Source organism: Sphingobium amiense (assembly GCF_003967075.1).
GTDB classification, from domain to species: Bacteria; Pseudomonadota; Alphaproteobacteria; order Sphingomonadales; family Sphingomonadaceae; genus Sphingobium; species Sphingobium amiense.
The window spans coordinates 3,887,735-3,912,549 of sequence record NZ_AP018664.1 but is presented as its reverse complement, the minus strand read 5'-3'; the positions used below and the strand labels follow the sequence as shown (position 1 = coordinate 3,912,549).

General features: G+C 67.0%; 16 protein-coding genes and 2 tRNA genes. 8 read left to right on the top strand and 10 right to left on the bottom strand.

The window, feature by feature from the left end; all coding sequences use genetic code 11:
* Positions 1 to 16 precede the first annotated feature (16 nt).
* From SAMIE_RS18820 to SAMIE_RS18810, 3 genes are all read right to left on the bottom strand, one after another.
* Positions 17 to 1,534, bottom strand: a complete 1,518-nt coding sequence (locus SAMIE_RS18820) for an aldehyde dehydrogenase family protein (RefSeq protein ID WP_269472496.1) — start codon at positions 1,532 to 1,534, stop codon at positions 17 to 19.
* 322 nt (positions 1,535 to 1,856) lie between these two features.
* On the bottom strand, positions 1,857 to 2,840 hold the full coding sequence (locus SAMIE_RS18815) for an MBL fold metallo-hydrolase (protein ID WP_066696049.1): 984 nt from the start codon (positions 2,838 to 2,840) through the stop codon (positions 1,857 to 1,859).
* Between the two features lies 1 nt (position 2,841).
* The gene (locus SAMIE_RS18810) at positions 2,842 to 3,495 is read right to left on the bottom strand and encodes a TetR family transcriptional regulator (RefSeq protein ID WP_066696766.1); all 654 of its coding nucleotides are present in this window, start codon (positions 3,493 to 3,495) and stop codon (positions 2,842 to 2,844) included.
* A 114-nt stretch (positions 3,496 to 3,609) separates the two neighbouring features.
* On the opposite strand from SAMIE_RS18810, the gene SAMIE_RS18805 reads away from it, so the two are divergent.
* From SAMIE_RS18805 to SAMIE_RS18785, 5 genes are all read left to right on the top strand, one after another.
* A complete protein-coding gene (locus SAMIE_RS18805) occupies positions 3,610 to 4,587 on the top strand; it encodes an NAD-dependent epimerase/dehydratase family protein (protein ID WP_197724647.1) in 978 nt (325 codons plus the stop codon).
* Between the two features lie 139 nt (positions 4,588 to 4,726).
* Positions 4,727 to 4,800, top strand: a tRNA-Gly gene (locus tag SAMIE_RS18800).
* A gap of 299 nt (positions 4,801 to 5,099) precedes the next feature.
* Positions 5,100 to 7,223 carry a TonB-dependent receptor gene (locus tag SAMIE_RS18795; protein WP_066696040.1) on the top strand — a complete coding sequence of 708 codons (2,124 nt, stop codon included), beginning with the start codon at positions 5,100 to 5,102 and terminating at the stop codon, positions 7,221 to 7,223.
* Between the two features lie 84 nt (positions 7,224 to 7,307).
* Positions 7,308 to 8,423: a DUF47 family protein gene (locus SAMIE_RS18790; RefSeq protein ID WP_066696038.1), complete on the top strand. Its 1,116-nt coding sequence runs from the start codon at positions 7,308 to 7,310 to the stop codon at positions 8,421 to 8,423.
* Positions 8,424 to 8,435: 12 nt separating this feature from the next.
* On the top strand, positions 8,436 to 9,434 hold the full coding sequence (locus SAMIE_RS18785; RefSeq protein WP_066696036.1) for an inorganic phosphate transporter: 999 nt from the start codon (positions 8,436 to 8,438) through the stop codon (positions 9,432 to 9,434).
* 45 nt (positions 9,435 to 9,479) lie between these two features.
* On the opposite strand, the gene SAMIE_RS23485 is transcribed toward SAMIE_RS18785, so the two are convergent.
* Positions 9,480 to 9,653, bottom strand: a complete 174-nt coding sequence (locus SAMIE_RS23485; protein WP_162849096.1) for a hypothetical protein — start codon at positions 9,651 to 9,653, stop codon at positions 9,480 to 9,482.
* Positions 9,654 to 9,789: 136 nt separating this feature from the next.
* On the opposite strand from SAMIE_RS23485, the gene SAMIE_RS18780 reads away from it, so the two are divergent.
* Entirely contained in the window at positions 9,790 to 11,199 is a 1,410-nt protein-coding gene (locus SAMIE_RS18780) for a helix-turn-helix domain-containing protein (protein WP_066696034.1), read from the top strand.
* A 35-nt stretch (positions 11,200 to 11,234) separates the two neighbouring features.
* Here SAMIE_RS18780 and SAMIE_RS18775 read toward each other — a convergent pair.
* Together SAMIE_RS18775 and recJ are read right to left on the bottom strand one after the other, a co-directional pair.
* Positions 11,235 to 11,309, bottom strand: a tRNA-Glu gene (locus SAMIE_RS18775).
* A 110-nt stretch (positions 11,310 to 11,419) separates the two neighbouring features.
* Positions 11,420 to 13,186 (bottom strand): single-stranded-DNA-specific exonuclease RecJ, encoded by a 1,767-nt coding sequence (recJ, locus tag SAMIE_RS18770; protein ID WP_066696765.1) that lies wholly within the window; start codon positions 13,184 to 13,186, stop codon positions 11,420 to 11,422.
* Positions 13,187 to 13,330: 144 nt separating this feature from the next.
* Between recJ and SAMIE_RS18765 the strand changes: the two genes are divergently transcribed.
* Positions 13,331 to 15,433, top strand: coding sequence for an autotransporter assembly complex protein TamA (locus SAMIE_RS18765; RefSeq protein WP_066696031.1), 2,103 nt, complete (start codon positions 13,331 to 13,333; stop codon positions 15,431 to 15,433).
* On the top strand, positions 15,433 to 19,653 hold the full coding sequence (locus SAMIE_RS18760) for a translocation/assembly module TamB domain-containing protein (protein ID WP_066696029.1): 4,221 nt from the start codon (positions 15,433 to 15,435) through the stop codon (positions 19,651 to 19,653). Before SAMIE_RS18765 ends, SAMIE_RS18760 begins: the two co-directional genes overlap by 1 nt.
* Positions 19,654 to 19,660: 7 nt before the next feature.
* Here the strand turns inward: SAMIE_RS18760 and SAMIE_RS18755 are convergent, their stop codons facing one another.
* From SAMIE_RS18755 to SAMIE_RS18740, 4 genes are all read right to left on the bottom strand, one after another.
* On the bottom strand, positions 19,661 to 20,440 hold the full coding sequence (locus SAMIE_RS18755) for a transglutaminase-like domain-containing protein (protein ID WP_066696027.1): 780 nt from the start codon (positions 20,438 to 20,440) through the stop codon (positions 19,661 to 19,663).
* Positions 20,441 to 20,742: 302 nt separating this feature from the next.
* The gene (recA, locus tag SAMIE_RS18750) at positions 20,743 to 21,816 is read right to left on the bottom strand and encodes a recombinase RecA (RefSeq protein ID WP_066696025.1); all 1,074 of its coding nucleotides are present in this window, start codon (positions 21,814 to 21,816) and stop codon (positions 20,743 to 20,745) included.
* Between the two features lie 121 nt (positions 21,817 to 21,937).
* Positions 21,938 to 22,294 (bottom strand): response regulator, encoded by a 357-nt coding sequence (locus SAMIE_RS18745; protein WP_066696023.1) that lies wholly within the window; start codon positions 22,292 to 22,294, stop codon positions 21,938 to 21,940.
* 92 nt (positions 22,295 to 22,386) lie between these two features.
* Positions 22,387 to 24,804, bottom strand: a complete 2,418-nt coding sequence (locus tag SAMIE_RS18740; protein WP_066696021.1) for a hybrid sensor histidine kinase/response regulator — start codon at positions 24,802 to 24,804, stop codon at positions 22,387 to 22,389.
* Positions 24,805 to 24,815 lie beyond the last annotated feature (11 nt).

Below are 24,815 nucleotides of genomic sequence, written 5' to 3'. Positions count from 1 at the left end.
CGGCACATGCCCTGGATCAGCCCAGCTTCACGATGACGGTCTTTTCCTCGGTATAGGCGTCGAAGCCGGAGCGACCGCCTTCGCGGCCCAGCCCCGACTGTTTGAACCCGCCGAAGGGAAGGGCCGGGTCGATCACGCCATGGCAGTTGCCCCAGACGATCCCGGCTTTGACGCGGGCGGCGAGCCTGTGCATGGCGGACACATCCTTCGTCCAGATGCTCGCCGCCAGCCCGAGTTCGGTGTCGTTCGCCGCTGCGATGACCTGATCGAGATCGTCGAACCGCTGCGCCACGACAACCGGGCCGAAAATCTCTTCCCGTACCACCGACATATCGGGCGAAACGTCCGCCAGCACGGTCGGCTCGACAAAATATCCATTGCCGTGACCCGCGATATGGCCGCCCGCGACGACGGACGCGCCCGCCTTGCGACCCGCCTCGATATATCCGCCGACCCGCGCCTGCTGCTCGGCGGAAACGAGCGGTCCCATCTGCGTCCCCTCAGCGAGGGCCGCTCCGACATTCCACCCCTTTGCTTGCGCGGACAATCCTTCCAGCAGATCGTCGAACACGTCGCGATGCGCATATATCCGCGAACCCGCGACGCATACCTGACCGGCGTTGAAGAAGATGGCGCCTGCGGCATGACCGGCTGTGGTGGCGGGATCGACATCGGGCATGATGATGACGGGCGATTTGCCGCCCAGTTCCAGCGTCACCCGCTTGAGCGTATCGGTCGCCGCCCGGTTGATGATCTTGCCGACATTGGTCGAGCCGGTGAAGGCGATCTTGTCGACAAGCGGATGGCGCACCAGCGCGTCGCCCGCGGTCTCGCCGCGCCCGGTCACGATGTTGAGCACGCCATCGGGCAGGCCCGCTTCGGACAGGAAATCCGCCAGCCGCAGGGTGGTTAGCGGCGTCTGCTCGGCAGGCTTCAGCACGATGGTGCAGCCAGCCGCGAGCGCCGGAGCGACCTTCATCATGGCCATGATGAAGGGGAAGTTCCACGGCACGATCTGGCCGACCACCCCGATGGGTTCGCGGCGCACATAGGCGTGGAAAAGCCCGCCGGGATGCAGCGCCGGATTGATGCAGTCGCCGCCCGCGCGGGACGCCCAGCCCGCCATCTGCCGTAGATAGCCGAGGCCCGAAGGCAGATCCATGTTGCGGGAGAAGGTGAGCGGCTTACCGTTGTCGACCGACTCCAGCTCCGCCAGCTCCTCCGCATGCGCTTCGATAATGTCGGCGAGCCGCAGCAGAATGCGCTCGCGCGCTGCCGGAGCGAGGTTGCTCCAGCGGCCATCGTCGAATGCGGTGCGCGCCGCGCGAACAGCGCGATCTATATCCACCTGTGTGGCGTCGACCTGAGCGCCGATAATCTGTCCGGTCGAAGGGTCCCAGATGTCGATGGTCTGGTCGCCCGTGGACTCGATCCACCGTCCGTTGATGAAGATCCGGGGCGCGCGCGCAATCGCCGCCCGCGTTTCCGGCGAATAATCGGGCTGCGTCGCCAACTCTGCAAATGCCAGGTCCACCGCTATCTTCTCCTAGATTTTTAAAGAATATGAACCGGGTAGGCCGCTATCGTCTTTGTGGGAACGTGCCGCCCTGCGTTGCGCGAACGCTTCGGGATGCATGGCAGGCTGACAATTCCGGCCGCTACCGGGGCCGAAAACATAGTAGGATCAGCGCCCCATCAAGGCAGCACCATTATCGAGAATGTTGATTATCGACGGCGTGAATGACGCCGGGCATGGAAGCGGGCATCCCTCTGGCGACGTGCCGCGCCTTCGCCGGTCATGGCGCGCCAGCTCTATCTCGATAGCGGGATCGGGGAAGGATGGCGCAGACGGGCGGTCAGTCCGCGCGAAAGACGTCGCCCGGTAGCATCGCGGGGAAGCGGGACGGGTCGATGCCCTTTTCCGTCAGCCCGGCGGCCAATCGCGTGGCCGGATCGTCCCACGCTTCATCGGTCATCCTGAAGACGCCCCAGTGCATGCCGATCGCGGCCTTTGCGTCGAGGTCGCACATGATCTGGATGGCTTCTTCAGGATTCACATGCTGGGCCGCCATGAACCAGCGCGGGTCATAGGCTCCGATGGGCAATAGAGCGAGATCGGCCGGTCCGAACTTCCGGCGCATGTCGCGGAAGATGCGCCCGGTGCCATAACCGGTGTCGCCTGCGAAATAGATGAGCTTTCCGGCCGCGCGGATCATGAAACCGCCCCACAGCGCCATGCGGCGGTCGCCGGGGCCACGGGACGACCAGTGGTTTGCCGGAACGATATGAACATCGCAGGCCGGTCCCACAGGGATGACGTCCCCCCAGTCGCCGGTTCTGATGCGTTCGTCCGGCACATGCCGCCTTATGCTGGCGTCGTTCCCGAGCGGAGTGATGACCAGTGGCGCATGCCCTGCCTCCAGAGCGCGGAGCGTCGCCAGGTCGAGATGGTCATAATGATTGTGGGACAGAAGGATCGCGTCGACCGGCGGAAGATCGTGCAGAGCGACGCCCGGCCGGGCGATCCGCTTCGGCCCGGCGAAGGAGAGCGGACTGGCGCGATCCGACCAGACGGGATCGGTCAGCAGGTTCAGCCCGGCCACCTGAATGAGCAGCGTGGCATGGCCGACCATCGTGACGACAAGCCGTTCGCTGCGCTCTTCCGGCCGGACCTGTCGGACCGGGACGGCATCCGGCCAGGAGGATCGGGGCGAGCTCCATTGCCAGCGGAGGATGTCGAGCAGGCCTCTGTCGGTATCGGGTTCCCCCGGATTGAAGAAACGGACGCCGTCGAAATGATCGCTCGCCGGGCCTTGATAATAAGGGTTCGAACGCGGCACCTCAGCCCGGTTCCCGAGCGGGGGCGCCTTCGACCCTCTCGCCGTCGCCGTAGCGGATGCCCGCCTCGAACGCGCGCGCCAGCGTGGCCACGGTCGCGCGCAGCATCTCCTCGATCGGCGCTCCGGCAGCGACGAGCTGCGCCACGAACGCGGGATGGACATAGACCATCCCGGCATCGCGAACGACGCCCGCCGCGCGATCCACATCGTCGATCTTCCATTCCCCGCGCTGGACCGCCTTTTCAATGAGGCGCGCGATCAGCGCCGTGATGCGATCCGCATAGGCGGCGATCATGTCGGGCCGCTCCACGACGATGCGGCGGTAGAGATTGTGAATTTCCTGATCGCCTTCGAACCGCTCGCGCTTGCGGCGATGCAGGTCGAGCAGCATCGCCATCAGCTTTTCGGCGGCGGGACCGTCCGTCTCCACATGTCTGGCGGCAAGCCGCGCTTCGTCCTCCATCGCTTCCTGAACGATCGCGTCCATGATCGCGCTCTTGGAGGGGTAGAAGCGATAGAGCGCCGCATGGCTGACGCCCATGGCGCGGGCGATGTCCACGACGTTGGTCTTTCCCTCGCCGAAACGGCGCACCTGCCGCTTGGCGGTTTCCAGCACGGTGATGGCGGAAAGGGGCTGGTCGGATGGCGCGGGCATGAGGGCGATATGCACCGCAATCGGCAGGACAGCAACAAGGAAGTTACATATAACCGATATTGTAACTTGTAGGAACTAACGCTATCCCCGGCCGACTCACTGGAGATGGCAGATATGAAAACCGCATTCGTCACCGGGGCCACCGGCCTGCTGGGCCGCCACCTTGTCCGGAACCTGATCGACCGGGGCTGGACCGTGCGGGCGCTGCATCGTTCGGCGGGCGATGCGGAGGCACTGCGGCAGATCGGCGCGGAGCCGGTTCGCGGCGACCTCGACGATCCTGCGACCCTCCGGCAGGGAATGGCAGGCGTCGACGCCGTTTTCCATGCGGCCGCGCTGTTCACCATGTGGGCCGCGCCCGCCGACTTCGAGCGCGTCAATATCGCGGGAACGGCCAATATGCTGGCGGCCGCGCAGGCCGAAGGCGTGGCGCGTTTCGTCTATATCAGCGCGGCGGGTGTCGTCATGGGGGACGGAAAGCCGATGCGGGACGTCACCGAGGATGCGCCGCTCGCTTATCCGTCATGGGCGCCCTATCTTTCGACCAAGGCGCGCGCGCAGCAACTGGTGCTGGACGCGAACGGGACTGCGGGCGTTCGGACCGCCGTCATCATGCCGCCGATGATCTGGGGCCGGGGCATGCATATGCTGGACAATATCGTCGCGAATGTCGCGGAAGGCCGGTTCAGATGGCCGGCGGGCGGCGAGCAGATGATGTCGACGGCCCATGTCGACAATGTGTGCGCGTGCGCCATTCTGGCCGCTGAAAAGTCACCGGGCGGGCGCGCCTATTTCGTGTCGGACGGCAGGGACCAGTCGATGCGCGCGGTGCTCACCGGCCTCCTTGCCACGCGGGGCGTGACGATCGACGCCGCCAGCGCGCCGATCGGCATGGCGTGGCGGATGGCGACGGTGATGGAGTTTGTGTGGCGGACTTTCCGGCGAGCGGGCGAACCGCCGCTGACGCGGCAGATGCTGCGGCTGGTGGGATATGATTTCACGGTGTCGAACCGGAGGGCGAGCGAGGAACTGGGCTATCACCCGGTCACGAACTGGGCCGACGGGCTGGCGGACATGCGCGCGCCGGCATGATCGCGCCGCGCCGATAACAATTCGGCGGGCATGGGTTGACGATGCGACCTTTGCGGTGGCATTGGCGGACCGCATTGGAACGAGCGCCCGAAACAGCCTGTACCATCCGCCGGATGAACGGGCGAAGGCGCTCGGGTTAGCGGGTATAGCTCAATGGTAGAGCACTAGCCTTCCAAGCTTGTGATGCGGGTTCGATCCCCGCTACCCGCTCCAGCTTCACCCTATATCCAGCCGCCCCCCGGCAGTCCGCGAAAATAGGATTGCGGGCGCTTAACTTCGCATATTTCCCGCTCGTTCGCGCATTTTCTATCCTATTCGGGAAATATAATGTCCTTCAAGGGCGTCCGCCCTGGCGGTGCGATGTCCCCTGTTCGTTATCTGAAAGGCGGGAGGTAGGACAGGCGCGTCCTACAGGTTGCGCCGCAGCAGAAATGCGACGAACGCCTCTTGTAACAATATATCATCCTGATACAGGGTCTCATATCAAGAAACCAGAAGGGTGGTCGTCGTTCATGTCATTTCGCTTTCCCCTCCGCGCCGGTTGCGCACTCGCCGCTTTCTGTATCGCCCCCATCGTCGCCCACGCGGAAGAAGCCGCGTCCGATGCCGATCCGCAGGGCGCCTATCATGACCAGCCGCGCGCCGACATCGTCGTCACCGCGCTGATCCCGCGGCGGCAGGGCGACATATTGTCGGGCACGTCGGTGCTGGCGGGCGAGCAACTGACCCGCGACCTGCGCCCCAGTATCGGCGAAACGCTGGCGCGGCAGCCGGGCGTTTCGGCGACATCCTTCGGTCCCAACGCCTCCCGCCCGATCCTGCGCGGATTTCAGGGGGAGCGGGTGCGCATCCTGACCGATGGCATCGGCAGTTTCGACGTGTCGAACACCTCGGTCGATCATGCCGTCGCGATCAACCCGCTGACCGCCGACCGGATCGAAATCCTGCGCGGCCCCTCGGCGCTGCTCTACGGGTCGTCGGCCATCGGCGGGGTCGTCAACGTGATCGACAGCCGCATCCCGCGCCGCGTGCCCGACGAGGCGGTGCATATCGACGCGCTGGGCAATTACGGTTCGGCGGCCAACGAGCGCAGCGGCGCAGGCGAGATCGAGGTGCCGCTGGCGGAAAAATTCGTCGTCCATCTGGACGGCAGCTATGCCAAGAGCGGCAATCTCGACACGGGCAGCTATATCCTGACCCCCGCGCTCCGCGCGCAGGCCGCCGCCAGCGCCGATCCCGAGATCCGCGATCTGGCGACGCTGCGCGGCAAATTGCCCAACAGCGCGGGGCGCGTGTGGGAAGTCGCGGGCGGCGCGGCCTATATCGACGATGGCGGCAACCTTGGCATCTCCTTTGCGCATACCGACAATTTCTACGGCGTGCCGGTGCGCTATTCGCTGGACCCCGGGGTAGAGGCGGAACAGGTGCGGCTGCGCATGAAGCAGGACCGTGCCGACCTGCGCGGCGAAGTGGCGGTCAATGGCGGTTTCCTCGACAGCATCCGCCTGCGCGCCGGGTGGGCCGATTATCAGCATCAGGAAATCGAGGAGGACGGCGCGGTCGGCACCACATTCCTCAATCAGTCGATGGAAAGCCGGCTGGAATTCATCCAGTCGAAGCGCGGCGGCTGGGACGGCGCGTTCGGCGCGCAGTTCTTCACGCGGCGGTTCCAGGTGATCGGCGAGGAGAAATTCCTGCCGAAGAACCAGACCGACCAGATCGGCCTGTTCACGCTCCAGTCGCTCGACCTCGGCGCGACGCGGCTGGAGGCGGGCGCGCGCTATGAGCATACGGACCTCAAGGCCGATGCCGACGACAGCCTGTTCTTCGACGGCCGCAGCCGCAGCTTCGACGCGTTCTCCGGCTCTCTGGGCGTCAGCCAGACGATCGTGCCGGGCTGGCGCGTGGGTATCAACCTGTCACGGAGCGAGCGTGCGCCTTCTGCGGAGGAACTGTTCGCGCGCGGCAATCATGCCGGGACGCAGGCGTTCGAGCTGGGCAATCCCGACTTCGGCAAGGAAAAGAGCTGGGGCGTCGAGGGCACGCTGCGCGGATCGGGCGAGGGCTACAGCTTCAGCCTTGCCGCCTATCACAACTGGTTCAGCGGCTATATCTACGAAAGCATCGTCACCGACAGCGTGTGTCAGGGCGTAAACGGCGGCGCGGCGCTGGACTTCCCCTGCTACGCCTTCTCCCAGGCGGATGCGCGCTATTACGGATTCGAGGCGGAAGGGTCGGTCACGCTGGCAAAGGTCGGCGAGACGAAGATCAATGTCGACGGCGTCGCCGACTATGTCCGTGCAACCATCAAGGGCAACGGCCCTGCGCCGCGCATCCCGCCGCTGCGCCTGCTGGGCGGGCTGGAGGCGCAGGGAACGCGCCTCACCGCGCGAGCGGAGGTCGAGCATGTGTTCGATCAGGATCGCGTGACCGATTTCGAAACCCCGACCGACGGCTATACGATGGTCAACGCGTCGATCTCCTTCAAGCCGCTGCCGGGGAACGAGCGCACCACGCTGATGCTGTCGGCCAACAACATCTTCGATGTGGAAGCGCGCCGTCATGCAAGCTTCCTCAAGGATTATGCGCCGCTCGCCGGGCGCGACATCCGGGTGACGGCGCGCTTCTCGCTCTGACCCCTCCGGGCCGGGGCGGCGGCCATCGCCCCGGCGCGCCATGCGGGTCATTGCGAATTAAGACAGTCGCGTTACACGCAGGACATGCGCCAGATCGCTGCCCTGCCCTATACGACCGCCGCCGACGGGACGATGCAGATCCTGCTCATCACCTCGCGCGATACGCGGCGCTGGGTGATCCCCAAGGGCAACCGGATCAAGGGACTGCCGGGCCACCGCGCCGCCGAGCTGGAAGCCTATGAGGAAGCGGGCATCCACGGCATCGCCTGCCCGGCGGCAATCGGCCGCTACCGCTATGACAAGCGCCGCCGCCGGGGGGACACGCGCGAGGCGGTGGTCGATGTTTTTCCGCTTGCGGTAACGGGCCACCTGACGCAATGGCCCGAACAGGGCCAGCGGGAGCTGCGCTGGTTCCCGGTCGCCGACGCTGCAAAGGCGGTCGACGAGCCTGATTTGCAGACGATCATAGCGGCTTTTCGGGAGCCGCCCGCCCATCCGGGATGGTTCCTGCGATTGCTGCTGGCGATTCGCGAATGGCAGCATGGGAGGACGGGAATGTTACGCTGGTTCCACGCGCTGATGCCCAAGCAGGGCCGCTTCTTCGACCAGTTCGAGGAGCATGCGGCGACTCTGGTCGCGGGCGCCGACGCGCTCGCCCTCCTCTTGAAGGGCGGGCCGGACATGGCGACGCATGTGCGGACGATTTCCGATGAGGAACATCGCGCCGACGACATCATCCGCGACGTTCTGCTCGACGTGCGGCGCATTTTCGTGACCCCCTTCGACCGCAGCGCCATTACCGACCTTATCGGCGTGATGGACGACGCCATCGACCAGATGAACCAGACCGCCAAGGCCATCGCCCTGTTCGACGTCCGGGACTTTCCGTCCCAGATGCAGGACATGAGCGCGCTGATCGTCGAATGCGCGCGGATCACGGCGGAGGCGATCCCGCTGCTGCGCTCGCTCAACCTCAACGCCGCGCGCCTGCACGATCTGACCGAGAGGCTGGTGAAGCTGGAGGGCCATGCCGACGGGCTGCATGAATCGGGGCTCAAGGCGCTGTACGAACAGGCGCGGTCGGGCAACCCGATGGACTTCATCGTCGGCAACGAGATTTACAGCCATCTGGAAAAGGTCACGGATCGCTTCGAGGATGTGGCGAACGAGATTTCCGGCCTCGTCATAGATCACGCCTGATCGCGGCGCGTCATGGACCCCATCGCTTTTCCCCTGCTCGTCGCGCTGATCGCGGTCGCGCTGGCGTTCGATTTTCTGAACGGCCTGCACGACGCCGCCAACTCCATCGCGACGATCGTGTCGACCCGCGTGCTCAAGCCGCAATATGCGGTCGCATGGGCGGCTTTCTTCAACTTCATCGCCTTCCTCTTCTTCGGGCTGCATGTCGCGACCACGGTGGGCAAGGGGATCGTCGATGCCAGCATCATCGACCCGCAGGTGATCTTCGGCGCGCTGATGGGGGCGATTAGCTGGAACCTCATCACATGGGGGCTGGGCATTCCGTCATCGTCCAGTCATGCGCTGGTGGGCGGGCTGCTGGGCGCGGGCGTGTCGAAGGCGGGGCTTTCGGCGGTCGTGTGGAACGGCGTGTTCATGACCACCGCCGCCATCGTCGTATCGCCTGCGGTGGGCCTGTTCCTGGCGCTGATGCTGGTGCTGGTGATCAGCTGGATCTTCCGCCGCTTCACGCCGCAGGGGGCGGACCGGGTGTTCCGGCGGCTTCAGCTTGTGTCGGCGTCGCTCTATTCGCTGGGCCATGGCGGCAACGACGCGCAGAAGACGATGGGGATCATCGCGGTGCTGCTCTATTCGCAGGGGCTGCTGGGCGGCGAGTTCCATGTGCCCTTCTGGGTGGTGATTTCCTGTCAGGCGGCGATGGGCATGGGCACGCTGCTGGGCGGATGGAAGATCGTGCACACCATGGGATCGAAGATCACGCGGCTGACCCCGGCGCAGGGTTTCTGCGCAGAGACGGGCGGGGCGATCACCCTGTTCCTGGCGACGCATCTGGGCGTGCCGGTATCGACGACGCATACGATCACGGGCGCCATCGTCGGCGTGGGCGCATCGCGGCGGCTGTCCGCCGTCCGCTGGAACGTCGCGTCGAGCATCGTCGTGGCGTGGGTCGTCACCCTGCCCGCCGCAGCCGGGATCGGCGCGCTCTTCTACTGGCTGACGCGGCTGTTCTGAAACGAGGAGGGGCGCAGGCGGTTGTCCGCTGCGCCCCCCTTGCGATTACGCCACGCGGCCGAGCCGGTGGTAGAGATTGGCATATTTGACCGATTCCGGCTGGTCCTGAACCTCGCGCAGATAATGGGCGATGGCGGTGCGGATAAGGCCGAAATCCTCCTGGCTGAACACCGCACGCGAGCGCGCCGGCTCGGGCCTCTTGAGCGTATCTTCCGTCATCCTGTCATCCTTTCATCGCTGCTGTCGCGTGATGAATGGGGAGATAGAGGTTTGGCTGCATGCCGGTAAGGCCGATGAGTGGCTTCCAGTCACAATCATTAATTGTAATATTGTCATTATATGACATGATGACATTATGGCTGACGCACCCGACCGCAAACTCTATCTCGGCCCCAAGCTGCGGGTGCTGCGCCGCGAGCTGGGCCTCAACCAGACGCAGATGGCGGAGGAACTGGGCGTTTCGCCGAGCTACCTCAACCATATGGAGCGCAACCAGCGGCCGCTGACGGCGCAGATGCTGGTGCGGCTGGCCAATACCTATGACATCGACATTCGCGACTTCACCGCCGCAGCGACGGACGGCGCATCGGGCGACCTCGCAGAAATCCTGTCCGACCCGCTGGTGCGCGACATCGGCATCGCCCGGGACGAAGTGCTGGACGTCGCGGAAAATTACCCCGGCGTCGGCGAAGCGATCGCGCGCTTCTACCGCGCACTCACCGACCTGCGGCGGGTGCCGGGCGACCTGCCCATGCGCGAAGGGAGCGCGCCGCTCCTCGCGCCGCTCGACTGGCTGCGGGAGACGATTGCCAAAGCGGGCAATCATTTCGCCGAACTGGACGCGGGCGCAGAACGGATCGCCGCCGACCTGCCCGAAGACCCCGCCCTGCTCCAGCACGCCTTGCGCCAGCGGCTCAAGGACCGGCACGGCATGGCGACACAGGTGATGCGCGCGGACCTGATGACCGGGACGCTGCGCCATTATGACATGCACCGGCGGCGGCTGATGCTCAGCGAGCGTCTGGCGGCATCGGGGCGTCTCTTCGCCCTTGCCTATCATCTGTGCGGGCAGGAACTGGCGGACCTGATCGCGGCGCAACTGGCGCGGGCCGCGCCGCCCGACGAAGACAGCCGCAGGCTGGCGACCATTGCGCTGACCAACTATGCCGCCGCCGCGCTCATCATGCCCTATGACCGTTTCCGGCAGGCGGCGGAGCAGAGCCGCTACGACATCCCGCTGCTGTGCGACCGGTTCGGGGTTTCGGGGGAACAGGTGGCGCACCGGCTGACGAGCCTCGGGCGCACGGGCGCGCGGGGCATCCCCTTCTTCCTCGTCAAGCTGGACCGGGCGGGCATCGTCTTCAAGCGGTTCGACGGCGACGCCTATCCCTTCGCCCGCTTCGGGGGCACCTGCCCCCGCTGGGACGCGCATGCGCCGCACGGGGCGGGCGAAATGCGGCGGCAGCTCATCGAAACGCTGGAGGGCAGGCGCTTCTTCACTCTGTCCATCGGCCTTGCGCGCCAAACGCCGGACGCCCGTTCGGCGCCGGTGATCGCTTTGGGATGCGAGGCGAAACATGCCGGGCGCATCGTCCATGCCGACGGCATCGACATCGAGCGCGCGGAAGCGACCGGGATCGGTCCGACCTGCCACCTGTGCGAGCGGCGCGACTGCCCCGACCGGGCGCTGCCGCCGGTGACGCGCGTCATCGACCTGCACGGCTATGAGCGCACGGTCGCGCCATTCCCGTTCCGCCGGGTCTGAACCGGCGGCGTTCACTCATATCTGCTGTGAAGAAATGGTGACCCCTACGGGAATCGAACCCGTGTTTCAGCCGTGAAAGGGCCGCGTCCTAACCGCTAGACGAAGGGGCCGCTGCGCACGCCGCCGTGGGGCAGCGCGGTGAAGCGAGGGGGCAATTACGGGGAGACGGCACAGGGGTCAACCCCCCAGTGAAGAAAATGACTGCGGCTTCCCGTGCGCCTCAGTCCGCCCAGGCGGCATCCTCCAGATGAAGCTCGGCGGCGGGGCGGCTGCCCCAGTCGTCGATCTTCGCCTTGCCCGCGACCCAGAGCCGCCGGTCGTGCGGCGCGCCGAGGATCGCCTGGCCGAGATCGGTTTCCGCCTGCCGGAAGGCGATGGTCTTGATCGAGCGCCCGTCGTCGCCCGCCATGACGGCGCGCAGATGACCGTTACCCACGACATCGGCCCTGATGACGCGCATCGGCCCGGCGGCGATCAGGGGAGCGGGCCAGCCCGCGCCATAGGGACCGCCCTGTTCGATCGCGGCGACGAAATCGGGATTGACCCCGGCGGGCGCAAGCACCGCGTCGATCAGGAGTGCGCGGTCGTCGCGCGCCTTCGCCACCGCAGCGGAGAGCCGTTCGTCGAGATAATCGGCGAGCGCGTCCACCCGGTCCGCGGCGACGGTCAGCCCCGCCGCCATCGCGTGACCGCCGCCCGCGACCAGAAGGCCGTGGTCCTTCGCCGCCAGCACCGCGGCGCCGAGGTCCACGCCGGAAATGGAGCGGCCCGACCCCTTGCCCAAGCCCGCTTCGTCGAGCGCGATGACGATGGCGGGGCGGCCCGCCTTTTCCTTGATGCGGCCCGCGACGATGCCGATGACGCCGGGATGCCAGCCTTCGCCCGCGATCACGGCGACGGCGCGGTTGCCCTGCGCGGCGAGCAGCGCTTCGGCCTGTTCCTGAACCGTCGCTTCGATGGCGCGGCGTTCCTCATTATACTGGTTCAGTTGCTCGGCGATGCGCGCGGCTTCGGCGGGATCGCTCGTGGTGAGCAGGCGCACGCCAAGGTCCGCCTGCCCCACGCGCCCGCCCGCATTGATGCGCGGGCCGAGCGCAAAGCCGAGATCGTGGCAGAGCGGCGCGCGGGTGAGGCGGCTGGCGTCGATCAGCGCCGACAGGCCGACATTGCGGCGCTTCGCCATCACCTTCAGCCCCTGCGCCACGAAGGCGCGGTTGAGACCCTTGAGTTGCGCCACGTCCGCCACGGTGCCGAGCGCGACGATGTCGAGCAGGTCCATGAGCGCGGGTTCTGCCCGCTGCGCGAACCAGCCGCGTCCGCGCAGCACGCGCACCAGCGCAGCGCCGAGCAGGAAGGCAACGCCCACCGCCGCGAGGTGGCCGTGACAGGCGGCGTCGGGATGCTCGTCGAGCCGGTTGGGATTGACGAGGGCGAGCGCCTGAGGAAGTTCGCTCGCGCATTTGTGATGGTCGACCACGACGACATCGACGCCCGTCGCGCGCGCCATCGCGAGCGCTTCGAACGCCTGCGCGCCGCAGTCGACCGTGACGATCAGCGTCGCGCCCTCCCCCGCCAGCCGCACCAGCGCTTCGCCCGAAGGACCGTAGCCTTCCATCAGCCGGTCGGGGATATAGGGCCGCGCATCGAGGCCAAGGTCGCGCAGCAGGCGGATGAGCAGAGCCGCGCTGGTCGCGCCGTCCACGTCATAGTCGCCGAAGATGCGGACATGCTCTTGGCCCTGCACCGCGTCGGCGAGGCGTTCGGCCGCCGCGTCCATGTCGCGGAAGAGGCTGGGGTCGGGCATGAAGGCGCGGATGGTGGGATTGCGGTGCGCCTCGACCGCCTCGCGCGTGCAGCCGCGCGCCAGCAGCAACTGCGTCACCAGATCGTCGGGCAGATAGGCAGGATCGCGGCCGTCGGCGGCCCCGCCGCGCCAGCGCCACGGCTGGCCGCCGATCGACCGGGAGATGTTGAGGGCAAAGGTCATCGCCATCCTCTACCCCCCTGTGAGTCGGGAGGGAAGCGCCGTAAATCATGTCGCGGGCGGAACCGTGGCAACATCTTGCGCGTATTGGCTCTTGGCCGGGCATGAACATAAGCGCGGCGCGAAAAGGGGCTGCGCGACGTGACGATGGGACGACAGGCTTATCCTGTCCGGCGACTGCTGGGCCTGTTGCTGATCGGAATGTCCCCCCTCCCCCTGATGGCGCAGACGCTACCCCCGCCAGCGGCGCAGGCAGGCGAAGCGGAAGAGCCGATCCTGCCCGACGACCAGTTCGATGCGCGCCTGCCGAAAGTAGAGGGCGGCGATCCGGGCGCGCCGCTGCCGTCGATAGATAGCTGGATGGACCGGCAGATGCCGCAGCAGTCGAGCGTGCCCACCGCCCTGCCGCCCGCCATCGAACCGGCGGAGGAGAGAGAGCTGGCGCAGCCGCTGCAACCGCTGGGCAGTGTGACCGTGCCGGACAACGCCGCGCTGGGCGACGACCCGAACGAGAAGCTGCCCGAAATCCGATATGCCACGAGCATCGAAGGGTTCGGCAGGACCGGCCTTGAGGACGAGTTTCGCGGCGAATCTGCGCTGATCGACGGAAAAGGCCGGGCGGACACCGCCGCCATGGTGCAGGCGCGCGCCGACGAGGACGAGAAGCTGGCCGTGAGGCTGCTCTATTCCGAGGGCTATTATGATGCGACCGCGCTCGCCAGCCTCGATCAGACGGGTGAAGGGACGCTGAAGGCCGTTGTTACAGTGACGCCGGGCAAGCGCTATAAAATCGGCAATATCGTCATCACCGCGGCGCCCACGGTGCCGCCCACGCTGGTGCGCGACAGCCTGCCGCTCAGGACCGGCGACTATATCGTGGCGGCGAATGTGGAGAGCGCGGAGGCGAATGTCGGCGTCAGGCTGCCGGAGAAGGGTTATCCCTTCGCCAAGGTGGGGCAGCGGGATATCTTGCTCGATCCCGCGACCGTCACCGGCGACTATACGCTGCCCGTCGATGTCGGGCCGCGCGGCAGTTTCCGCAGGATCGCGACGCGGGGCGAGAAGCAGGCGTTCGGCGCCGACCATATGGAGGTCATAAAGCGCTACAAGCCCGGCGAACTTTATGACAGCCGCAAGGTCGACGACCTGCGCAAGGCGCTGGTGGCGACGGGCCTCTTTTCCAGCGTGGCGGTGGAGCCGGTGCGGACCGGGGAGCCGGGACCGGACGGGACCGAATATGTCGACCTGATGGTCGATCAGGAAGCCGGGCCGCCGCGCACGCTGGCGGGGGAAGCGGGCTATGGCACCGGGCAGGGATTCCGCGCGGAAGGGACGTGGACGCACCGCAACCTCTTCCCGCCCGAAGGCGCGGTGATCGCGGGCGCGGTGATCGGCACGCAGGAACAGGGCGTGTCGGGCACGTTCCGCCGGTCGAATGCGGGCAAGCGCGACCGGACGTTCCAGACGGGCATCACGCTCAACCACCAGAATTATGCCGCCTATGAAGCCTTCACCGCGGGCGTGAAAATCGGCTGGTCGCGCCAGTCGACCCCGATCTTCCAGAAGCGCTGGACCTACAGCTATGGCGCGGAGATCCTGGGCACCAACGAACAGGTGGTGGTCGATCCCGCGACGGGGGCGAAGGACCGGCGCACCTACCTCATCGGCGGGCTGCCGCTCCAGATCGGCTATGACCGCTCCAACGATCTGCTCAATCCCACGAAGGGCTTCCGCGCCAATCTGCGTGCGGAGCCGGAAGGCTCGTTGCAGGGCAATTTCTCCCCCTATCTGCGCGCGACATTCGACCTTTCGGGCTATTATCCCGTCGCAGGCGGGATCGTGATCGCGGCGCGCACGCGGCTCGGCACCATCAGCGGCGTGGCGCGGGACGATGTCGCGCCATCGCGGCGCGTCTATGCGGGCGGCGGCGGATCGGTGCGGGGCTTCGGCTTTCAGGAGCTGGGGCCGAAGGACGTGAACAACGACCCCATCGGCGGCCGGTCGGTCAACGAGTTCGCGGTCGAGGGCCGCTATCGCTTCGGCAATTACGGCGTCGTCGCCTTCGTCGATGCGGGACAGGTCTATGAAAGCCAGATCCCAAGGTTCAGCGACATGCGCTACGGCGTGGGCGTCGGCGGGCGCTTCTACACCAATTTCGGGCCGTTCCGCGCGGACATCGCGATGCCGATCAACCGGCAGCCGGGCGAATCCAAGTTCGCCATCTATATCGGCATAGGGCAGGCCTTCTGATGGCGCAGGACGACACCCCTCCCCCCGCCCCGGCCCCCGACGAGGTCGTCGTGGTGCGCGGGAAGCGCCCGCTGTGGCAGAAGATCGCCATCGGCGTCGCGGGCCTGATCGCCGCGCTGGTCCTGCTTACGGGGGCGCTGCTGCTCGGCCTCAATACGCAGCCGGGCAAGCGCTTCCTGATCGGGCAGATCGCCGCGCTGCAACTCGAATCCGGCATGAAGATCGAGGTCGGGCGGATCGAGGGGTCGGTCTATAGCGATATGGTGATCCACGACCTCGTGCTGCGCGATCCCAGGGGCGTATTCGCAGTCAGCCCGCGCGTGCATATGGTGTGGAAGCCGTTCCGATATGTGAACAACCATATCTCCGTCAGCCTGTTGGAAAGCCCGCTGATCGTGCTGGCGCGCAGCCCGCAGTTCAATGTGACGCAGAGCGATCCCAACGCACCGATCCTGCCCGATCTGGACATCGACGTCGACCGGCTGAAGATCGCCCGCTTCGTGCTGGCGCGCCCGGTGATCGGGCAGAAGCGCGAGATCGCCATCGACGGCGTGACCCATATCGCGGACGGGCGCGCGCAACTGTCCGCCAGCGCCATCGTCGACAGCGGCGACCGGTTGCAGGCGAAGCTGGACGCGGTGCCGTCGCAGAACCGCCTCGCGATGAGCGGGACGCTGACCGCGCCGAAAGGCGGCGTCATCGCCGCCATGTCCGGCTTGACGGATGGCGTGACCGCGACGCTCGACGGGCGGGGCACATGGCAGGCGTGGGACGGGAAGCTGGTCGCGACCAGCCCGAAGGGAGAGCTTGCAAGCTTGTCGCTGGCGGCGCGGTACGGCAATTTCGCGGTCAGAGGCCCGCTGCGTCCGGGGCTGGTGTTCGCGGGCACGGTCGGCCGGCTGACCGCGCCGCAACTCGACCTCGACCTACTGGTGGGCCTCAACGAACGGCGCGCCAACATCAGGGGCACGCTGCGTTCGCCCGCGCTGGCGGCGGAGGCGCAGGGGCTGATCGACCTTGGCGCGAGCCGGTTCAGCGCCCTGCGGATCAATGCCGCGCTGCTGACCCCAGGCGCGATCATGGAGAAGGTGCGCGGGCGCGACGTGCGCGCGTCGGTGATCCTCGACGGGCCGATGGCGACGCCTTTCGTCGACTATGACATCACGGCCAGAGCGCTGGCGTTCGATGCTACCGGGATCGAGAATCTGAAGGCCAGCGGGCGCGCGGTGATCGACAGCGACCGCATTCGCATTCCGGTGAGCGCGACGGCCAGCCGCGTGACCGGCCTCAACGCGGCGGCGGGCGGCCTGCTCAACCGGCTGCGGGTGAAGGGCGACTTCGCCTATGCGGGCGGGAAGCTCATCAGCGACAATCTGAAGATCGACAGCGACCGGGTGGATGCGACCGCCATCGTGCTCGCCGACCTCGACAACGCCATCTATCGCGGCGCACTCAAGGGGCGGGTTAACGACTATAAGATCGACGGGGTCGGGATCGTCAACCTCAACACCGATGTGAAGCTGGTGCCCGGCCCGCGCGGCGGCTTTGGCCTTTCGGGCCGGTTCGGCGTGCGCACGGCGCGGTGGGAAAATGCGTCGGTCCGCGATTTCCTGGGCGGCAATGCGGTCGCGAGCGGGCGGATCGGCATGACGCCCGAGGGCAGGTTCACGCTCGAAGGCCTCAAGGGCGCGGCGCCAAACTTCACCATCCGGTCGGGGTCTGGCAGCTATGACACGGACGGGCGGATCGCGTTCGACGCGACGGCATCGTCGCGCCAATATGGGCCGCTGGCGCTGACCGTGCGCGGCACGATGGACCGTCCGCAGGCGGTGCTGCGCGCGGCGCGGCCCAATGTCGGCGTGCAACTGACCGATGTCGTCGCGAAGCTGAACGGCGAGGCGGCGGGATACCGGCTGGAAGCGACGGGCGGGTCGCCCTACGGCCCCTTCTTCGCCAATGTGCTGATCCGCACCGCCAAGGGTCCGCTGACCATTGATGTGACCAAGGCGCGCTTTGCCGGGGTCGACATGAACGGCCGCCTCCAGCAGAGCGCCACCGGTCCCTTCACCGGGCAGCTTGCCATGAACGGGTCGGGCATTAGCGGGCAGGTCCGGCTCGCCGCCGTGGGCAAGGTGCAGGGCGTTGACGTGAACGCGACCGCCAGCAACGCGAAACTGCCGGGCGAGGCCGATGTCGTCATCGGCCGGGCCATCGTCACCGCGTCGCTGCTGCTGACCGAGCAGCCCCAGATCCGCGCCGACGCGCAGATCGCCAATGCGGCCTATGGCGACTATGTCGTGCGCAAGGCGCGGGCGCGGGTCGACTATCGCGGCGGGCGCGGACAGGCGCAACTGGTGGCGGACGGATCGAGCGGCGTGCCCTTCTCCATCGCCGCCAACGCCGCGCTGCGCCCCGACCTCTATGCCGTCGCCCTGCAGGGGAGCGCCGCCAATATCGGCTTTCGTCTGGCGCAGCCCGCGATCGTCCGCGTCGAGAAGGGCGGATACCGGCTCGAACCCGCGACGCTGGTGCTGCCGCAGGGCAAGGTCGATCTGGCCGGGCGCTTCGGCGACGCGACCGCGATGCAGGCGCGGTTCAAGGATTTCGACCTCGCCATCGCCAACATCGCGGTGCCAGGCCTCGGCGTCACCGGGCGCGCAACGGGGAGCCTGGACTTCGCGCAGCAGGGCAGCGGCTTTCCCACCGCGACGACGCGCATCGCCATCTCCGATTTCCGCCGGTCGAGCCTGACCGCCGTGTCCAACCCCGTGTCGATGGCGATCGAGGGCAAGCTGTCTTCGGCGGGCGGCGACCTGCGCGGGCTCATCCGCCGGGGCAATACGACGCTGGGGCGGTTCGTGGCGACGCTGGCGCCTCCCGGAGCGGGCGCGGGCTGGGCCGGGCAGTTGCAGAATGCGCCATTTAGCGGCGGCATCCGCTATGCCGGTCCGGCGGACGTGCCCTTCTCCTTCGCGGGGCTGGCCGACCAGACGCTGCGCGGCGGGATCGCCATCGCGGCGGACTTTGGCGGGCGGCTCAACGATCCGCGCCTCAACGGCGTTGTGCGGGCCAATGCGCTGACCTACGACAATGAGACGTTCGGCACGCGAGTGACGCAGATGCGGCTCGACGGACGCTTTACCAACGACCGGCTGGAGCTGCGCAACTTTTCGGGCCGCGCGGGCGACGGCACGGTGCAGGCGTCGGGCACGGTCGGGCTGGCGGCGGCGAGCGGCTTTCCCATCGACATTACAGCGAAGCTCGACCGCGCGCGGCTGGCGCGGAGCGAGGCGATCACCAGCGTGGTGAGCGGCACGCTGTCGATCACCAACAGCGCGGCCAATGGCGGCCTCATCAAGGGCGACCTGCGCCTGCCCGAGACCCGTTATCGCGTGGCGTGGCAGGGCGGCACCGAAATCCGGCAGTTGACCGGCGTGCGGCGCAAGGGCGACGGCAGCGACCCGCTCGCCGCGCGCACGGCCGCGCGTCAGGCGGCGGCGGCGCCAGCGGTGTGGAAGCTCGACATCCGGGTTCGTGCCGACAACGAAATCTACGTCACGGGCATGGGGCTGGATTCGGAATGGAAGACCGACATGCGCGTCACCGGCACGACCGCCGCGCCGCGTGTTTCCGGGCGGCTGGAGGTGCTGCGCGGGCGCTACAGCTTCTCGGGCCACCAGTTCAATCTGGATGAAGGCGTCATCAGCTTCAACGGGCCGATGACCAATCCGACGCTGAACATCGAGGCGACGACGCGGATCAACACGGTGACGGCGGGCATAAGCGTGACCGGCAGCGCGCAGCAGCCCGACATCAGCTTCATTTCGACGCCGACGCTGCCGCAGGACGAAATATTGTCGCGCATCCTGTTCGGCGACAATGTCGCCAACCTGTCGCCGATCCAGGCGGTGCAGCTTGCCGCGGCACTCAACGGGCTGCGCGGCGGGAGCGGCGGCCTCAACCCGATGGGCAAGCTGCAGGGCGCGTCGGGCATCGACCGGATCGGCATCGTCAGCGGCGACGAGGCGACGGGACGGGGCACGAGCCTGGCGGTCGGGCAGCATATCTCGAACAATATCTATGTCGAGGTGGTGACGGATTCGCGCGGGTTCACGGCCACGCAACTGGAGATCGCGCTGTCGCGGACGCTGAGCCTCTTGTCGAAGACGGGGACCAACGCCGGGTCTTCGGCGAACCTGCGCTATTCGAAGGATTATTGAGGGCGCGTCAGGCGGGCGTGACGGTGATCGACTGGGCGTTCATCGTCGCGCTGCCGAACACGGTCATGAAGGCGATGTCGGTCGCGTCGCGCCCGACCGCGATCCGCACCATCGTTTCCACCGGCGCGAGGCCGGTCGCATCGACGATGTGCCATGCGCCGTCGAGCCAGACTTCGACCACGGCGTGAAAATCGGGCGGGGAAAGGCCGAGGGCGTAGACCGACACGAGCCGCGCGGGAATGTCGCGCGAGCGGATGAGCGCGGCGGTCAGATGGGCATAGTCGCGGCATACGCCCTGCCGGGCGAGGAAGGTGTCGGCGGCGGTCGTCGCGCCCGTTGAGCTGCCCGAGACATAGGAGAGGTGGGTGCGGACCCAGTCGACCAGCGCCTGCACCAGCGCGCCGCCGTCCAGACCGCCGAACTGGGCGGAGGCGAAGCTGACGAAGCGGTCCGCCTCGCAATAGCGGCTGGGCCAGATAAAGGGCAGGACGTCTTCGGGCAGGCTGGGGAGAGGGCTGCGCGACAGGCGGGTCAGATCGACCGGGGGGCGGACGACATCGACGACCGAGCGGTAGCGGCTCAGCATCCGGCCGGTGCCGGTGCGGGTCCAGGTGCGGCGGCCGATGCCGCTGCCGCCGAACCTGTTGGTCAGCGGGCCTGCATTGTCGATGACATGGGTCTGCTCGACGATCTGCTGGTCCGGCAGGGCGGCGGCCTCGACCGCGAGCAGCACCTCGGTCGGTTCGGGAAACTCATAGTCGAGGATCGCTTCGATCGCGACGCGCATGAAGGGGGTGTCCGCTATGTCAGAGGGGTGCCGAATCGGGTGGCGCAGTCAGCATCGGGGGGCGGCGGCGCGCTGGCAAGGGGCAAGCGTCCGCACGCTTAGCTTCGCATATTTCCCGCATCTTTTGTTCTTTCGTTGCGCTGGCGCGATCCTATCGGAAACATGGTCCGTGCCGCACTCATGACGATAAAAGGCCCGCGGCATGAAGGACATGCGGCGGGCCTTTTCGGAATGTGATGCGCAAGGCGGGCGGAAACCCGATGCCCCTTGCCGGATGATCCGTCCGGCGCGGGGCGACGGGCCTATTCGCCATCATCCTCCGCATCGGGTCCGGTCATCATGCCTTCGGCGACTTCCTCGGTCTTGCCCCGGATCGCCTTTTCGAGCCTGTCGGCCATTTCGGGATGCTCGCGCAGGAAGGTCTTGGCGTTTTCCCGCCCCTGCCCGATGCGAACCGAATCGTAGGAGAACCACGCGCCCGACTTTTCGACCATGCCGGCCTTCACGCCGATGTCGAGCAGTTCGCCGATCTTGGAAATGCCCTCGCCATACATGATGTCGAATTCGACCTGCTTGAAGGGCGGAGCAACCTTGTTCTTGACGACTTTCACGCGGGTCGTGTTGCCCACGATGTCGTCGCGATCCTTGATCTGGCCGGTGCGGCGGATGTCGAGGCGGACCGACGCGTAGAATTTGAGCGCGTTGCCGCCGGTCGTGGTTTCCGGATTGCCATACATCACGCCGATCTTCATGCGCACCTGGTTGATGAAGATCACCATGCATTTGGAACGCGAGATGGAGCCGGTAAGCTTGCGCAGCGCCTGGCTCATGAGGCGCGCCTGAAGGCCGACATGGCTGTCGCCCATCTCGCCCTCGATCTCCGCGCGGGGGACCAGAGCGGCGACCGAGTCGACCACCAGCACGTCGATGGCGTTGGAGCGCACCAGCGTGTCGACGATCTCCAGCGCCTGCTCGCCGGTATCGGGCTGCGACACGATCAGTTCGTCGATGTCGACGCCCAGCTTCTTGGCATAAGCGGGGTCGAGCGCATGTTCGGCGTCCACGAAGGCTGCGGTGCCGCCATTTTTCTGCGCTTCGGCGATGGCGTGAAGCGCGAGCGTCGTCTTGCCCGAGCTTTCCGGGCCGTAGACTTCGATGATCCGCCCCTTGGGCAGGCCGCCGATGCCGAGCGCGATGTCGAGGCCGAGCGAGCCGGTGGAAATCGCCTCGATCTCCATCTTCTCGCGGCTGCCCAGCTTCATCGCGCTGCCCTTGCCGAAGGCGCGGTCGATCTGCGCCAGGGCCGCATCCAGTGCTTTCTGTCTGTCCATGTTTCCCGTCTTCTTGGAATCGATGAGTGAGAGCAGTGCAGTCATCGGCCGGTCCTTATGTCAGGCGGGCGTGCGATTCGCCGCGTCGTGCCGATGATGTATCCTTTTTGTTCTACCGGAACAAGAGGGGAACGGAAATTTCCTATTTCCCCGTCCCGCCCGTTGCTTACTGGCCCAGAATCTTCTCCAGCGCGCGTTCCACAGCGCCGATGGTGAAGGGCTTGGCCAGCGTCGGGCGATCCGCATGGCTGGCGGGCAGATCGTCCGCCATGCCGCCGGTCGCGAAGACGAAGGGGATCGCCTTTTCCGCGAGGATGTCCGCCACCGGCCAGCTTTTTTCGCCCTGGAGATTGCAGTCGATGAGCGCCGCGTCGAACCCGCCTTCGCGCGCATGGGCGCAGGCTTCGTCGACGCTCGCCGCCAGCCCATGCAGGCGATAGCCGAGCGCGTCGAGATAATCTTCCAGCATCATGCCGATCATCGCTTCATCCTCGACGATCAAAATGCTCTTCCCGTCCGCCATGCCGTGCCTGTTCCTTGTTTAACAGTCGAATCGCTAGCGGATCGCGGCACGCTTGCACAGTGCCATGATGGCATCGGCGCGCAGAAGCCGTCCTATTCGGCGACGACAGGCGCGCCCATGGCGTCGCGCGCCGCCTCCGCCAACTGGCTGACGGAAAAGGGCTTGGGCAGGAAGGCGACATTGGCGATGTCGATCGACTTGCGCAGTTGCTCCTCGGCATAGCCCGACATGAAGAGCACGGGGAGGTCTGGATGCGTCTGCCGCGCCTTCGCCACCATCGACGGGCCGTCCATATTGGGCATCACCACGTCGGAGATGAGGAGGTCGATCGCCTCCCCGCCGTGCAGCACTTCCAGCCCCTGTTCGCCGTCATTGGCGGTCAGCACCTTGTAACCCTGCCGCGTCAGCGCGCGTTCGGCGACGGCGCGGACCATGTCCTCGTCCTCCACCAGCAGGATGGTGCCGGTGCCCCATGTCTCCGCACGGCGCGAGGGCGCGGGCGCGACGGCGGGCGCTTCGGCATCGGCGCCGGTGTAGACGGGCAGGTAGATGACGAAGCTCGCGCCCCGGCCCAGATCGGATTCGGCGAAGATATAGCCGCCCGACTGTTTGACGATGCCGTAAACGGTGGAAAGGCCAAGGCCGGTGCCTTTCCCCAGTTCCTTCGTCGTGAAGAACGGCTCGAATATCTTGGCGAGGATGTCGGGCGGGATGCCAAGGCCGGTGTCGGACACGCGCAGCGCGGTATAGTCCCCGGCGGGCAGGATCTGCTGGCGCATTTCACGCACCTTGATCGCGGGGACGGCATAGGTCTGGATGTTGAGCGTGCCGCCTTCGGGCATGGCGTCGCGCGCGTTGACCGCGAGGTTGACGATCACCTGTTCCAGCTGGCCGGGGTCGGCGCGCACGGGGCCGAGATTGCGGCCATGGGTGACTTCGAGCCGCACATTTTCGCCGAGCAGGCGGTTGAGCAGGTTGGACACGTCGGCGACGATGTCGGGCAATTGCAGGGTCTGCGGGCGGAGCGTCTGCTGGCGCGAGAAGGCGAGGAGCTGGCGGGTGAGACCGGCGGCGCGGTTGCTGTTGGACTTGACCTGCTGAATATCGTCATAGTCGCTGTCGCCGGGCGTATGGCGCATCAGCATCAGGTCGCAATGGCCGATGATCGCGGTCAGGATGTTGTTGAAGTCATGCGCGACGCCGCCCGCAAGCTGGCCGATGGCCTGCATCTTGGTCGCCTGCGCCACCTGCCGCTTGAGCTTGCTTTCCTCGCTATTGTCCTTGAGGGAAAGGAGCACCGCCGCTTCGCCGAGGCCGCGCACGCCCGCGAGGCTGAGCGCGATGGGATCGTCGGGATTGTCGCGCATCCGGACCGCGATGTCGCCGGACATCTGCGGCCCCACGGCGAAACGGCGCACCGCGTCGGCGACCGCCGCCTGATCTTCCCTGACGACGAGGTCGCCGGGATAGCTCGGCTTTTCGCCCGGCTTGATCCCGGCGGCGCGGGCGAAGGCGTTGTTGACGAAGAGGATGCGCCCGTCCCGGTCCGCCATCGCCAGGCCGAAGGGGAGGAGCGAGAGGAGGGTTTCGATGTAGGAGAGCGCGGAAGTGCCCCCGCCCCCGCCCGGCTCGTCGATGAGGAGGAGGAGCATCGGACCGTCCTGCGCCGACGATTGCATGCCGTTGGGCTGGGCCGCGCGCTTGAGCGGAACCTGAAGCAGGCGGAGCGGCAGGCCGCCCTGCTCTTCGCGCGCGAGGAAAAGGCGGCCCTTGTCATCGACGCGCATCTGGGCGGCGAAGTCGCGTCCGGTGATGTTGGCGTCGATGCGTCCGGCCGCGCGCAGCAGGAAGGCGCCGTTGGCGGCGCGGATGCGCCCTTCCCCGCCGATCATCGCCGCCATGATGCCCGCTTCGCCCAGTTGCCGCCCCGCTTCTCCGGTCAGGAAACGGTGGACATCGTCGAGCGCGCTCGGCTGGCGGACGGGGGTGAAGCGCCAGAGAAGATAATCTTCGGTGCGGCCCGTGCGCGCGGCGTCCACGTCGAGGCGGAGCGCGCCCTGCACCATGCCTTCGTGCACCGCTTCGCCATCGCGCCACGCGGAGCGGGCGACGGCGGAGAGTGCTTCGGTCAGGGCCGGGTCGGCGGTGACGCCGGGCGGGGCGGGATAGCCGGGGAACCATTCGCCGTAGAGGTCGCTGGCGCAGACCAGCCGCCCGGTGCGGTCGGTGACGGCGATCGCCATGCTGGACGCATCGGCGGCGGCGCGGGCGACGGTCCAGTCGGGCGTCGCGTCGGGCGAAAGTTCGGCGGCGGGAAAGAGATGGCGATACCAGACCATCAGCGCGGCGGCGGTCAGGATCGTCGCGCCGAACCCGGCGGCAAGCGGCAGGCTGCCCGCGGCATAGAGGACGAGGCCCGCCGATGTGAGCGCCGCCGCCAGCAGCAGCGGCAGCGCGAGGCGGGATCGCGGCGCGACCGCCCAGGCTTCTTCACCCCGTTTCAAACCCATAAGCCGCAAAC